The 13960-nt window shown below is 73.2% G+C and carries 10 protein-coding genes; 5 read left to right on the top strand and 5 right to left on the bottom strand.

Annotated elements, in window-relative coordinates:
• Window positions 1-119: 119 nt before the first annotated feature.
• Genes ACZ58N_RS32675 through ACZ58N_RS32685 form a run of 3 tightly spaced genes read right to left on the bottom strand, consistent with a single transcriptional unit; the run spans window position 120 to window position 4305 of the window.
• Window positions 120-1361 carry an MATE family efflux transporter gene (locus tag ACZ58N_RS32675; protein WP_471167340.1) on the bottom strand — a complete coding sequence of 414 codons (1242 nt, stop codon included), beginning with the start codon at window positions 1359-1361 and terminating at the stop codon, window positions 120-122.
• Window positions 1358-3103: a lipopolysaccharide biosynthesis protein gene (locus ACZ58N_RS32680; protein ID WP_471167342.1), complete on the bottom strand. Its 1746-nt coding sequence runs from the start codon at window positions 3101-3103 to the stop codon at window positions 1358-1360. Before ACZ58N_RS32680 ends, ACZ58N_RS32675 begins: the two co-directional genes overlap by 4 nt.
• A complete protein-coding gene (locus ACZ58N_RS32685; RefSeq protein ID WP_471167541.1) occupies window positions 3100-4305 on the bottom strand; it encodes a glycosyltransferase family 4 protein in 1206 nt (401 codons plus the stop codon). Before ACZ58N_RS32685 ends, ACZ58N_RS32680 begins: the two co-directional genes overlap by 4 nt.
• 172 nt (window positions 4306-4477) lie before the next feature.
• Here ACZ58N_RS32685 and ACZ58N_RS32690 point away from each other — a divergent pair, with 172 nt between their 5' ends.
• The gene (locus ACZ58N_RS32690; RefSeq protein WP_389707703.1) at window positions 4478-4966 is read left to right on the top strand and encodes an FAD synthase family protein; all 489 of its coding nucleotides are present in this window, start codon (window positions 4478-4480) and stop codon (window positions 4964-4966) included.
• On the opposite strand, the gene ACZ58N_RS32695 is transcribed toward ACZ58N_RS32690, so the two are convergent.
• The gene (locus tag ACZ58N_RS32695; protein ID WP_471167346.1) at window positions 4947-5669 is read right to left on the bottom strand and encodes a CDP-alcohol phosphatidyltransferase family protein; all 723 of its coding nucleotides are present in this window, start codon (window positions 5667-5669) and stop codon (window positions 4947-4949) included. The two genes, ACZ58N_RS32690 and ACZ58N_RS32695, sit on opposite strands and share 20 nt — an antisense overlap.
• Before the next feature lie 404 nt (window positions 5670-6073).
• Between ACZ58N_RS32695 and ACZ58N_RS32700 the strand changes: the two genes are divergently transcribed.
• Entirely contained in the window at window positions 6074-6655 is a 582-nt protein-coding gene (locus ACZ58N_RS32700) for a MarR family transcriptional regulator (protein WP_471167349.1), read from the top strand.
• Window positions 6656-6750: 95 nt separating this feature from the next.
• Here the strand turns inward: ACZ58N_RS32700 and glgX are convergent, their stop codons facing one another.
• Entirely contained in the window at window positions 6751-9009 is a 2259-nt protein-coding gene (gene glgX / locus ACZ58N_RS32705; protein WP_471167352.1) for a glycogen debranching protein GlgX, read from the bottom strand.
• Window positions 9010-9191: 182 nt separating this feature from the next.
• Here glgX and ACZ58N_RS32710 point away from each other — a divergent pair, with 182 nt between their 5' ends.
• The 3 genes from ACZ58N_RS32710 (at window position 9192) to ACZ58N_RS32720 (ending at window position 13955) form a co-directional block, all read left to right on the top strand.
• Window positions 9192-10427, top strand: a complete 1236-nt coding sequence (locus ACZ58N_RS32710; protein ID WP_471167543.1) for a L,D-transpeptidase — start codon at window positions 9192-9194, stop codon at window positions 10425-10427.
• A gap of 190 nt (window positions 10428-10617) precedes the next feature.
• On the top strand, window positions 10618-13107 hold the full coding sequence (locus tag ACZ58N_RS32715) for a SpaA isopeptide-forming pilin-related protein (protein WP_471167354.1): 2490 nt from the start codon (window positions 10618-10620) through the stop codon (window positions 13105-13107).
• 140 nt (window positions 13108-13247) lie between these two features.
• Complete coding sequence (locus ACZ58N_RS32720) at window positions 13248-13955, top strand: L,D-transpeptidase family protein (RefSeq protein ID WP_471167357.1); 708 nt, start codon at window positions 13248-13250, stop codon at window positions 13953-13955.
• Window positions 13956-13960 lie beyond the last annotated feature (5 nt).

Genomic DNA, 13960 nt, shown 5'->3' on the forward strand with positions numbered 1-13960 from the left:
CCCCCCCCCCCCCCCCCCCCCCCCCCCCCCCCCCCCCCCCCCCCCCCCCCCCCCCCCCCCCCCCCCCCCCCCCCCCCCCCCCCCCCCCCCCCCCGCGGCCGTGTCCGGCCCGCCGCCGCTCAGGCGGCCGTCCGCCCTGCGGTGTCCGGGGCGGCGGGTGTCGGGTCCCCGGCCGGCGCCTCCAGGCGGGCGACGCGCAGCCAGCCGGCCGCCGCCTTCGCCGCGGAGCCCAGGGCCAGGCCCCAGGCGGCCCCCGCGACGCCCCACAGGGCGTACCCGCCGAGCAGCAGGGCCACCGACAGCAGGGAGAAGACCACTTGCAGGGACAGGGTGGCCTTCGGGTTCAGGACGCGCAGGGTCAACAGCGCGCAGGTGCCGAGACCCATGACGGCGTACTGCGCTCCCGTCGCCGGGAGCAGGGCGGACGCGGCGGCCCAGGTGTCGCCGAGCAGGTGGCGGCCCCACCGCTCGGGCAGCGCGTACAGGACCGCCGCCCACCCCGCGCCGAGCACCGCGAGGCCGGCGCCCATCAGGACCGTCAGCCGGACGACGCCCCGCTTGCCGCGGGCGCGGCCGACCACGGGAGGGCCGAAGGCGTTCGCCGAGTTGAACAGCACGTTCAGCGGCCCGAAGAGGGTGGTGGCACCCCGCAGGGCGCCGACGGCCAGCGGGGTCGCGAAGACACCGAGTCCGAGGACCGCGAGCTGGCTGGAGCCGTTGCCCACGGCGAACTCCACCACGAACCGCTGCCCCAGGTGCCCGCGGCGCAGGTAGGGCCGCAGTTCACCGCGCACCCCGCGCACGAAGGGCCGCAGCAGCCACAGGCCGAGCGCCAGCGCGGGGAGCGCGGACAGCCCCCACACGAGCACCAGCCGTCCCGGGGACGCACCCGACGGTTGCAGGGCCAGCGCGACGACGACGCAGAGCAGCCGCAGCGCGTCGGCCGCCAGCGCCCGTTCGGGCACCCGCAGGGCGGAGAAGCAGTAGCGCAGCCCGTCCTGGACGAGGACCAGGGGCAGGACGGCGCCCAGCGCGAGGAAGGCCGCGCCGGCGGCGCCGGGCAGGGCAAGGCCGACCGCGGCGAGGAGCAGTCCGGCCGCCGCCGAGGCGGCGGCCGTGAACAGGACCGAGGACCGGCAGACCGCGCCGAGGCGCTCGCCCTTCTCCAGGACGACGGTCTGCCCGACGTACGCCATGTTCAGCCCGAGGAGCACGCTGAAGGCCACGTACACCATCGAGAAGTCCGCGAAGCCGGACGCCGAGGACAACCGGGCGGCCAGCACCAGCACCAGGATGTTCGTGGCGCTGGAGGCGGCCTGGTCCAGGACCGAGGAGACCGCGGCGAGGCCCCGCCGGCTCACCGCCGGCCCGTGCGCACCGTGCGCAGGGCGACGGTGTCGGTGCCGTCACCCGGGATGTGCTGCTCGGGTTCGGCCGGCTCACGGGTGAGGGGCTGCGGCGCGGACTTCGCCGGCGCGGGGGGCAGGGTCGCCGGGGCGGGCGCGCCCTTCCCCTTGCCCTTGCCGCGGCCACGCTTCTCCGTCGGCAGCGGGGTGTGCAGGACGGCGCCCAGCACCGTTCCGCCGGCGCCGCTGATGAGCTCACGGATCCGGGACAGGTCGGTGCGGTGCACGGCGCGCGGGTCGCAGACCACCAGCACGCCGTCGACGCGGTCGACGAGCGCGAGGGCGTCGGCGTACGAGAGCACGGGCGGGGCGAGCACCACGACGGTCGAGTTGGGGGAGTCGGCCTCGGAGATCAGCCGGGTGGCGCGCGGGGAGGTCAGCGCGCGCGGCACGTTGCGGACCTGCTCACCCGGGATCAGGTCGAAGGCGCCCGATTCCCCGGCGTCCACGACGAGCTGCCGTCCGTCGGGCCAGTCGGACTCGCCGTGACCGCCGGCGGAGGGACCGCCCGGCATCTGGCTCCAGCGGGGCCGGCCACCGGCGTCGGTGGGCAACTGGCTGGCCAGCACCGGGGTGCGCAGGTCGGCCTCGATGAGCAGGACGTCCTTGCCGGTCTCGGCGAAGGAGGCGGCCAGGTTCACGGCCACCGCGGCGGCGGTCTCGCTGCTGCCGCGCGGGGCGACGACGAGGAGTCGACGCCGGTCCGCGAAGCGGGAGTCGTAGGCGAGCCGGAACGCCACCGAGCGGTATTCCTCGGCGAGCCTCGGGTCGGCCTCACCGGCCGCGAGGAGCGGCCCGCCGCCCGTCTTGTCCCGGGGCAGGGAGCCCAGCACGGGAGCCCGCAGGGCCCGCGAGACGTCACCTTCGGAACGCGGCGCCGGGTCGAAGACGAGCCGGACCCAGGCGGCGAGCAGGCCGAGCGCCAGGCCCACGGCCGCGCCCAGCGCGAGGGACATGAAGATGCCGGGGCCGTCGGGGCCGGTCGGGGCCGTCGCCGCGCTGGTGACCCGGCCCGGGGTCATGTCCAGGGCCTCCAGCTTGGTGATCTTGCCGTTGTAGCCGCCGACCTCGCTCTGCAGGTCGGTCTTGGAGGAGGTCGCGGCGTCGCGCGCGGCGCCCGCGGGCATCCGGGCGATCTCCTTGGAGAGCTCGTCGAGCTGCTTGGCGACCGGGTCGCGCTGCTCCTTGTAGCCCTTGACCATCTTGTCGCGGGTGGCGTCGAGGGCTTCCTGCCGTTTGAGCAGGTAGGCCTGCGTCATCGCGTTGGCGCGGCGGGCGGCCTCCTTGGGGGAGGACGCGGTGTAGGTGAAGCGGAGCACCATGGTCTGCGGCGGGTTGGTCACCTGGAGACCGCTGCGCAGGGAGGCGAAGTCCTGATCGGGGATCTTGAGGCTCTTCTTGGCCGCCTCGGCGATGGAGCTGGAGAGCGCGACCTGGCGCTCGGAGCCGATGTTGATCGCCTTGTCGGGCGCGAGGCTCGGGTTGAACGGGTCGTCGGTCGGGGCGCGCAGCACCACGTCGGCGGTCGCCACGTAGGTGTCCGCGGTGGATATGCCGAGGTAGACGCCGCCCAGCAGGCCGATGCCCACGCCGGCGCCGATGAGCCGGCGGTAGCGCAGGAGCTGCTTGAACTGGTCCCTGAGGAGATCGGGTTCGTCCTCGGCCGGGGCCGCTGCTGGGCGGTTCGTCTCGATCACGGCTGGGTGCCCCCAAGTGCTTCGTCTATCAGTGCGTCGATGCGGGCGAGGCCCGCTTCCCGGCTCAGGTGGGCCGCCACGTGGACGGGCCCGGCAGCGCCCAGCGCGTCCGCGCCCTCGGGGTCCTCCGCCAGAGCCCGTACGGCCTTCAACAGCGCGTCGGGATCCTCCGGCGGTACGAGCACCCCTGCGCCCGAACGAGCCACCTCCTGGGCGGTCCCGCCCTCCGCCGCGACGGAGGCGACGACGGGCCGGCCGGCCTGGAAGTAGGAGGTGAGTTTGGACGGAACGCTCATGTCCAGCACGGCCGCGTGCTGCGTGACAGCGAGCACGTCCGCCGCGGCGAGAATATCGGGGAACTCGCCGTCAGCGGCAGGGGGGATGATGTCGAGATTCGGAACGTCCGCCGCGAGGGAGGCCAGCGCCGCCCGCTGACTGCCGTCACCCATCAGGACAAAGCGGACGGACGGGTCCCGTCGGGCGGCGCCGACGAGAACCTCCAGACCCTGCTTCAGGCCCATGTTCCCGGAGTGCAGGACCACCGTCTGGCCGGGCGCCCAGCCCAGGTGACGGCGGGTCTCCCCGCGCGGCTTGGTGGGCTGCGGCACGTGCGACCAGTTGGGCACGAGGCGGATCCGCTTCGGGTCCACGCCCATGCCGACGACCCGGTCCACGAACGTCTCGTGGATCACACCGACCAGCGTGGCCCGCTTCAGGGCGTACGCCTCGGCGCGCCCCGCGATCGCCGCGGCCTTGTCGCCGCCGCTGATGCCGCTCTGTGCCGCCGCGGCCCCCATCAGGTCCTGGACGACGGGTACGTACGGAACCTTCCAGCGCGCCGCCAACCGTGCGGCGAGCACGCCGCCGGCCAGGCTGGGCATCTGGGCGAGGACCGCGTCCGGCCTCGGCATCCGGGGCGGGGCCACGGCGCCGTGCAGCAGAATCGATCCTTCAAAAAGGGCGCGCTTCACGGCGGTCTGTCGCTGGGGCACGGTGTGCGCACGCCGGTGCACGGTCACTCCCGCGCGCCCCTCCGTGCGCCGGAGCGCCCCCTTGTACTCCGGCTCGACCGACCACGCCGGGTAGTGCGGCATGCCCGCCAGGACGTGGGTCTCGTGGCCGATACTGGCCCAGTGCTCCGCGATCTGAGTGGCGTACGGGCCTATGCCCGCGTGCTCGGGGGCGTAGTTGGTGGAAACCAGCAGCAGGCGCCGGTGACCGGAATTGGACACTGAACGTCCCCTTCTCCCCTGGATGATGCGCACGTCACCCTATTCGTTCACCGACAGGGTGCGGAACGTGCACGCTATTGTCTGCTAATCCGCCACACCCGGGGGTGTGGCCGCTGGGGGGTAATTGATGATGGAGCACGATATGTCCGAGCCTGGGCCGTCCGCGCGCAGACCGTACCGGGTCGGGTACGCGCCCGGCGCCTACGACCTGTTCCATATCGGACATCTGAACATCCTTCGGCACGCCCGGAGTCAGTGCGACTACCTGGTGGCCGGAGTGGTCTCCGACGAGATGGCCGAACTGGCCAAGGGCCGTCGACCGATGATTCCCCTGGTCGAACGGCTGGAGATCGTCCGCAGCGTCAAGTACGTCGACGCGGCCTTCGTCGAGACGGTCCCGGACAAGGTGGAGACCTGGAAGCAGGTCCGCTTCGACGTGATCTTCAAGGGCGACGACTGGCGGGGCACCCCCAAGGGCGACCGGCTGGAGAAGGACTTCGCCGCCCACGGGGTCGACGTCGTCTACTTCCCCTACACCGTCCACACGTCCAGCACCCAGCTGCGCCGGGCCCTGGACGCCCTCGCCCAGCCCCTCGCGGGGCCCGAGGCGCTCACCGCCGAACGGCGCTGAGCTCCCGGAACCACTTGGTGAGGAACGCCAGCAGGAACAGGGCGGCGACCACGCCGAGTCCCGCGTACGCCCAGCGGAACAGCGTGCCGCCGCCGAGCAGCAGGAACACCAGGCAGAAGACCCCGTAGTCCACGGGCAGCAACGCCACCGCGCGCAGGGTCGACGGCGCGGCGGCGGGGCTGCCCGGGGCCGGCTTGGGCTTGAGCTTCTCGGTCAGCAGCCCGCCGAAGAAGGTGACGATCGCGGCGAACTGGAACCCGAGGGGCACCAGCAGCCAACCCTCCGAGCCCGTGCCGTAGGCCTCGGGGAACCGGTGGAAGGCGATCAGCACACAGGTGTGCAGCGCCGTCAGCTTCGCGCAGTCCACGACGTGGTCGAGCCACTCGCCGGCCGCGCTGCCGCCACCGCGCAGTCGGGCCAGCTGCCCGTCGGCGGAGTCGAAGGCGAAGCCGACCGCGAGGGCCGCCCACACGGCGACGCCCAGCCCCCAGGAGGGCGCGACCAGCGCGACGGCCGCCACGGCGGCGAAGCTGAAGGCGGCGCTGATCAGCGTCACCTGGTTGGGAGTGAGGCCCAGCGCGTACGATCCGGCGGCCAGGTACCGCCCGGCGGGCCGGTTCACGAACCGCGAGTAGAGCGACACCCCCTTCGCCGACTTCTGCGCCCCGCGCAGCTCCAGCAGCGCGGTCCCGACTCTCGCCATGCGTACCCCTGAGCCCTTCGATGGCACACGTGCGCGATGCACGCGTGTTCGTATGAGGGCCACATCATCGCAGGGCGGGCGAAGGCTTCCGCTCCGGATCCGTCCTTACGTCCGGAAGCAGTGGTACGGACACCCCCGCCACGGGCGGCAGGGGCGGCGTCGGCGGCAACTCGGCGGCGAGGACCGGGCCCGGGTCGCCGGCCGAACCGGTGCGCATCACCGCGAGGGTGGGCGTGGTGGCTATCAGCGCCGTGCCGAAGGCGGCGCAGGTACGGACCGCGAGGAGGCGCAGCAGGACCGGGGTCGCGCCGCGAGGATTATTTCGCCGGCGAAGAGTTCGCCGGCCGAATGCTTTCGCCCGGGGGCGGGGACGAGGCCGCCGCGGCCCGGGTCATAATGCCGACATGGGCACAGAGACGGGCGCGACCCCGGCACCGCACGGGACCACGGACCCCGCCCCCCGCCCCGGTTTCGACCGGCCGGAGCCGGCGGCACCCGCGGACGATTCGGTCGACCGCCACATCGCGCGCTGGAGCGGCAAGGTCCCCTTCGACGTGCCCACCGAGGCCGTCATCACACGGATCCAACTGCTCGCCAAGCACGTCGCGCACGGCAAGGAACGGGCCCTCGCCGAGACCGGACTCCAGTCCTTCGAGTTCGAGACGATGCACCGCCTCGCATCCCGCGGCGCCCCCTGGCGGGCCCCCTCCTCCGAACTCGCCGCCGAACTGCTCCTCTCGCCGGCCGGCATGACCGGACGCCTCGACACCCTGGAGAAGTCGGGCCTGGTCCGGCGGCTGCGCGCCGCCGCGGACCGCCGCCGGGTCGACGTCGAGCTCACCGGTGAGGGGCACCGGCGCTGGACCGACGCCATGCGCTGGCGCGGCATCGCCGAGGCGCGGATGATCGAACCCCTCGACGACGCCGACCGCGCCGCTCTCGCCGCCCTCCTCAAGCGGATGCTGATCCAGGTCGAAACGCGCTGACCGCGGCCGCTCGGCTCCCCGGTTCCGGTCCGCCCCGCAGCTGATCCGACGCCAGGACCGGGGCCGGGGCCGGTCCTCGCCCCGGCCCCCTCCCGTCACGTCAGCACGCGCAGCAGCATCACCGACCGGGCCGGCACGGTGAGGGCCTCCCCGCCGCGGTGCCGGGTCGCGGGCGGCACGGCCTGCGCCTCCCGCGAGGTGTCCAGCACCAGCTCGTACACCTCCGCCCACGGCGCCCCCGGCAGCAGCCACTCCACGGGCCGGTCCCCGGCGTGCAGCAGGGCCAGGAAACTGTCGTCCGTCACCTGCCGGCCCCGCTCGTCGCGGCCCGGGATGTCCCGCCCCGACAGGTACAGCCCCACCGAGGCGGCCGGCGCGTACCAGTCCCGCTCCGTCATCTCCGCGCCCCGCGGGGTGAACCAGGCCAGGTCGCGCAGCCCGTCGGCGCCCTGCGCCCGGCCGGAGAAGAAGGCCCTGCGCCGCAGCACCGGATGGGCCTGGCGCAGCGAGATCAACCGCCGGGTCAGGGCGAACAGCTCGTTCCAGGAGGGGTCCTCCAGCAGCGACCAGTCCACCCAGCCCGTCTCGTTGTCCTGGCAGTAGGCGTTGTTGTTGCCGCCCTGGGTCCGACCGAACTCGTCGCCCGCGACCAGCATCGGCACCCCGGTCGACAGCAGCAGCGTGGTGAGCAGGTTGCGCAGCTGGCGCCGGCGCAGCGACCCGATCCGGTCGTCGTCGCTCTCGCCCTCCGCCCCGCAGTTCCACGACCGGTTGTCGTTGGTGCCGTCGCGGCCCTCCTCCCCGTTCGCCTCGTTGTGCTTGCGTTCGTAGGTCACCAGGTCCCGCAGGGTGAAGCCGTCGTGGGCCGTCACGAAGTTCACCGAGGCGTACGGTCGCCGGCCGCCCCACGCGTACAGGTCGCTGGAGCCCGACAGCCGGTACCCGAGGTCCCGCACGTCGGGCAGCGCGCCCCGCCAGAAGTCCCGCACGGCATCGCGGTAGCGGTCGTTCCACTCCGTCCACAGCGGGGGGAACGCCCCCACCTGGTAGCCGCCCGAGCCCACGTCCCACGGCTCCGCGATCAGCTTGACCCGGCGCAGCACCGGGTCCTGGGCGATCACCGCGAGGAACGGCGACAGCATGTCCACGTCGTGCATGGACCGGGCCAGCGCCGCCGCCAGGTCGAAGCGGAAGCCGTCCACCCCCATTTCGGTGACCCAATAGCGCAGCGAGTCCGTGATCAGGCGCAGCACGTGCGGACGCCCGGCGTGCAGGGTGTTCCCGCAGCCCGTGTAGTCGGAGTACCGGCGCTGGTCCGCCTGGAGCCGGTAGTAGCCCCGGTTGTCGATCCCGCGCAGGGACAGGGTCGGGCCCAGCTCGCCCGCCTCCGCCGTGTGGTTGTAGACCACGTCGAGGATGACCTCGATCCCGGCCGCGTGCAGGGCGCGCACCATCCGCTTGAACTCGCCGACCTGCTGCCCGGTCGTCCCGCTGGACGAGTAGCCGGCGTGCGGGGCGAAGTAGCCGACCGAGTTGTAGCCCCAGTAGTTGCGCAGGCCCCGGCGCAGCAGGTGGTCCTCGTGGGCGAACTGGTGCACGGGCAGCAGTTCGACGGCCGTCACGCCGAGCTTCGAGAGGTGCTCGACCGCCGCCGGATGGGCGAGGCCCGCGTAGGTGCCGCGCAGCTCCTCGGGAACACCGGGATGACGCATCGTGAAACCGCGCACGTGCAGCTCGTAGATCACCGAATCGGCCCAGGGGGTCTTCGGCCGGACGTCGTCCGCCCAGTCGTCGTCGTCGTGGACGACCACCCCCTTCGGGACGAACGGCGCCGAGTCCCGGTCGTCGCGCACGGTGTCCGCGATGTACTGCTGCGGCCAGTCCCGGACGTGCCCGTACACCTCCGGCGGGAGCGTGAAGTCCCCGTCGACGGCCCGCGCGTACGGGTCCAGCAGCAGCTTGGCCGGGTTGTGGCGGGCGCCCGTCCACGGGTCCCAGCGGCCATGTACCCGGAACCCGTACCGCTGACCGGGCCGCACGCCGGGCAGGAACCCGTGCCAGATCTCGTGCGTGAGCTCCGTCAGGGCGCAGCGGGTCTCGGCGCCGGCCTCGTCGAACAGACAGACCTCCACCGCCTCCGCGCCCTGTGCCCACAGGGCGAAGTTGGTGCCGGCGACCCCTCCGGGGCCGGCGTGGTGGCGGGCTCCCAACGGGTGCGAGGACCCGGGCCACACGGGCGGCCCCGGGCGCGCGGACGCCCGCAACACCTTCGTGTGGACCAGCTCCCGCGTGTTCACCGCGTTCGCGGTGCCCTCGGCGGCATCCACCGCCTCTTGTTCGGCTGCGCTAGACAATGCCCGCCTCCACGGCTCCTGGGTACCGATGGGGGCAGGGGATCACGGCCCCGGCGTCCCGGCCTGGGCCCGCCCCCGTCTGGTGCCTTCACACTGTTCTGCCCTGACTGTTCTGCCCGGAACGTGCCCCGCCCTCACGTTTCCCTCGGAGGGGGCCGGTCGTTGGACCCTTCGTGACTCTTTTGACGAGGCGGGCAGGGGCGGGGTGGGCAGCCCTGGCGGCATGTGCGGCCCTGCTGGGTGGGCTGACGGGATGCACCGAGGACGGCAGGTCCCCGGTGGAGGTGCAGTTGCCCGGCAGACCCAAGCCGCCGGCCGAGGCCATCCGGATCACCCCCGACGACAACGCGAAGGGGGTGCCCGCCGAGGGCCCGCTCCGGGTGACCGTCCCCGAGGGGCGCCTGGAACGCGTCGTGGTCACCAAGGTCGAGGACGCCCAGGAGGAGAGGGTCCCCGGCAGCATCGCCGCCGACGGCCTCAGCTGGAGCCCCGACCCGAAGGCCGGACGGCTCTCGCTCGCCGCCAAGTACACCGTGGACGCGGTCGCCCTCGACGGCCACAACCGGCGTCAGGCCCGCCACACCACCTTCACCACCTACGTTCCCGAGGAACGTTTCATCGGCTACTTCAAGCCCGAGAACCGCTCCACCGTCGGCACCGGCATGATCGTCTCGTTCAAGTTCAGCCGGGCCATCAAGGAACGCACGGACGTGGAGCGCGCCATCACCGTCACCTCGAACCCGCCCGTCCAGGTCGCCGGCCACTGGTTCGGCAACGAACGCCTCGACTTCCGGCCCAAGGAGTACTGGAAGCCCGGCACCGAGGTCACCATCAAGATGGACCTGCGGGACATCGAGGGAGCCCCGGGCTCCTACGGCATCCAGGAGAAGACCGTCCGCTTCACCGTCGGCCGTTCCCAGACCACCGTGGTGGACGCCGAGGCGCACACCATGCAGGTCCGCCGGGACGGGCAGCTGCTCTCCACGATCCCGATCACCGCCGGGGCCCCCGAGAACACCACCTACAACGGGAAGATGGTGGTGATGGAGATGTTCGACGTCACCCGCATGAACGGCGCCACCGTCGGCTTCACCAGCGAGGACGGCAAGGGCGAGTACGACATCCCGGACGTCCCGCACGCCATGCGCCTCACCAACTCGGGCACCTTCCTGCACGGGAACTACTGGGCCAGCCCCGACACCTTCGGCTCCACCAACGTCAGCCACGGCTGCGTGGGCCTGCGCGACGACAAGGGCGGCGGCTCCGACACCCCGGCCGGCTGGTTCTTCGACCGCACGCTGGTCGGCGACGTGGTGGAGGTCGTGAACTCCCAGGACAAGACGGTGTCCCCGAGCAACGGCCTGGGCGGCTGGAACATGTCCTGGGCCGACTGGGTCGCCGGATCCTCCCTCACCTGACGGCACCGGCAGCGACACCGGCCCCGGTCCTCGGCCCGCGGTGACCGGCCGCGGGCCGGTCACCCGTCCGGACGCAGCAACCGAGTGATTGTCGGACCGGAATGCCGTAGTCGCCGGTGTCGTCCGTCCGCCGCGCCGGAGCCCGCCCGCAGCCTGGCAGGGCCCACAGCGCGGATACGGACGGAGCGTCATGTCAGCAAGGAACTGGACCCTCGGGGTGGCGATCGGGGCCGTACTGGCCACCGCCGCCCCCACGGCACTCGCCGCGGGTCCCGGCGCAGTCCCCCCGGCGGCCGGCACACTGCGCGCCCCCCTGCCCGGCGGGCTCGGCCCCTGCGTGCCGGGTGACTGCCCGAGCCCGTTCCCGCAGATCGGCAGCGACGGCAGCATCAAGGGCCGCGACAACGCCGTCAACATCTTCGCCGGCAGCCAGTTCCGCGTCCGCGGGTCGGCGTCGGAGGCCGAGGGCCGACTCGTCGTCCTGGGCGGCTTCGACCAGGACAAGCAGGCCGGCGGTGACAGCCGCTACAACGTCGGCATCGTCGGCGCCGGCTCGCTCGTCCCGCCGCCCGACGGCGCCGACTTCCTCACCACCGGCGCCGACGTCTCCGTCGCCGCGGGGGAGACCCTGATCGCCGACCGGGGCGTCGTCCGGTACGCGGGCGCCCTCACCGGACCCGGCGCCGTCACCGGCACCACCACCCGCGACCCGGCCGCCGTCGCCCCGTACGCGGGCCTGCGCGACCGCCTCACCGCCTCCTCCCAGTGCTACGCCACGGTCGACGGCAGTCCGCGCCCGCCGACCGGCACCGCCGTCAACAGCGGCTTCGAAACCCTGTTCACCGGTGACAACCGATCCCCGCTCCAGGTCTTCAACGTGCAGGCCGACCTGGTCAGCGGCACGGGCGGCGCCCAGGGCATCCGCTTCACCCGGATCCCGGCCGGGGCGACCATCCTGGTCAACGTCCTCGGAACCGGCACGAGAACCATCAACACCTACAGCGGAACCCTCGTCGATTCGGGCTCCCCCGACCTGAACACGTACCGCGAGCGGCTGCTGTGGAACTTCCCGGACGCCACCACGGTGAACCTGACCGGCAGCGGCCAGTTCCAGGGCAGCTTCCTGATCGGCAACCAGGCCTCCGAGACCACGGTCACCCTGCCCGGCATCAACGGCCGGTTCTTCACCACGGGCTCCGTCACCCACGGCAGCGCCACGGTCGGGGGCGGCGGCCAGGAATTCCACGCCTACCCCTTCACCGGTGACCTCCCCGACTGCGGCACGACGCCCCCGGCGACCGGCGCGGTCGCCGTCACCAAGGTGGACGAGGCGGGCACCGCACTGGCGGGCGCCACCTTCGAGCTGTGGCAGGAGACCAACGACCGGCCCGGTCTCCAGCCGGACGGCGACGCCCCCGACACGAAGATCTCCGACTGCACGACCCCCGCCGACGGCCAGTGCTCCCGGGCGAACCTGATGCCGGGGACGTACTACTGGCGGGAGACGGCCGCGCCCGCCGGCCACGACCTCCCCGCGAACCCGGTCTTCCCGCTGGTACTGACGCGGGAGGACGTCACCGAGGGCCGGACCCCCCGCGCGCGGGCCGTCAACACCCGCACGACGGTCCCGGTGACCGGCTCGATCTCCGTCCTCAAACGGGACGACGAGGGAGAGCCGCTGGCCGGCGCCGTGTTCGAACTGTGGCGCGAGACGAACAACGTCGCGGGCCTGCAGGTCGCCGGCCCCGGCGCCGACACCAGGATCACCGACTGCGTCACGCCGGCCGACGGCGTCTGCGCGCGCGAGGGCGCCGAACTCGGCACCTACTACTGGCGGGAGACCGCGGCCCCGCCCGGATACCTCCTGCCCGCCGACAACGTCTTCCCGCTGACGCTGACCCGGGAGAACGCCGCGGGCGGTGTCCAGTACCAGGTCGACAACGAGCGCAGCACCACGCCCGACGTCGCGAAGGTCGTCCTGCGCAAGTCCGACAAGGAGACCGGGGCCGCCCTGCCGGGCGCGACCTTCGAGCTGTGGGGCGAGGCGAACGACCGGCCCGGTCTGCAGACCGGCGGTCAGGACCCCGACGAGCGGCTCGACACCGTCTGCGTCACCGACGCGCAGGGCACCTGCACGGTCGAACTGCCCGTCGGCGAGACCTACTACTGGCGGGAGACCGCGGTCCCGCCGGGCTACGAGCTCTCCCGCGACCCGGTCACGGCCTTCGAGTTGGACGAGGGTGACGTCGCACAGGGCGTCGTCGTCAACGTGACCAACAAGAAGAAGGAGCCGTTCACCGGTTCGATCCGGGTCCTGAAGAAGGACGCGAAGACGAAACGGCCGCTGCGCGGAGCGGTGTTCGAGGTCTGGAAGGAGACCAACAACACCAGGGGCCTGCAGACCCGCGGCATCAACCCCGACCGGAGGACCGGGCCGGGCTGCGCCACCGACCGCAACGGCGTCTGTGACTTCGACCGGCTCTCCGAGGGCTGGTACTACCTGGTCGAGACGGACGTCCCCGAGGGCTACAAGCTGCCCCGCGAGCGGGTCACCGGCCCGCTGAAGCTGGACGGGACGACCCCGGGCGGGAGGCTCGTGGTCACGCTCAAGAACGAGCGCGACGACCACGGCAAGGGCGGCAAGGGCGGCAAGGAAACCGGCCGGGGCGGTCCCGAGTAGGACGACGACCCGTACGACCCCGTCCGGTGCGCCGCCGGAGTGATCTCCTCACTCCGGCGGCGCACCCGCGCGGGCGCACCGCCGCCGGCGCGGGTTGGGTGGAGCGCGGTGGCCCGGCCGGCGGGCCGGAGGAGGCCCGGATGGCTACACGTCAGGCGGCGGTCACGGCGGCCGGAGCCGCACTCCTGTGGGCGGCGCTCGGGCTCGCCGCCCCCGCGCTCGCCGCGGCCGAACCGGAACCGGAACCCGAGCGGGCCTGCACCGCCGGCACCGGCCCCTACCAGCGGGAGCTGGAGGCGCAGCTGCGCCTGCCGGTCGACGGGACCCAGTCGCAGGCCGACTGCCTCGCCGTCCGCGCCTTCCAGAGCGAGCACGGGATCACCCCCGCCGACGGTTACGCGGGCCTCGTCACCCACCGCACCGCCGTCGCCGTCGCCGCCCGCGCGAACCCGAACGAGGCCGGGGAATGCCCCGTCCGGAGCCACCGGGTGACGTGCGTCGACCTGGCGCGCCAGCTGCTGTGGGTGCAGAACGGCCGCCGGATCGTGTTTGCGCCCGTGCCCGTCCGCACCGGCCGCGACGACGAGGAGACCCGCCCCGGCCTGCACGAGATCTACTGGCGCAGCAAGGACCACAAGTCGACCCTGTACGACAACGCCCCGATGCCGTACGCCCAGTTCTTCGACAAGGGCCAGGCCCTGCACGGCCGTCCCGGCCCGCTCTTCGAACACGGCGGCTCGGCCGGCTGCGTGAACCTCTCGGTGCCGGACGCGAAGCGGCTCTGGGACCTGCTGCGGGAGGGCGACGTCGTCTACGTGTGGGGCGTCAAACCCGGCACCGACGACTGACGTCC

This window comes from Streptomyces sp. NPDC040432 (assembly GCF_055595445.1).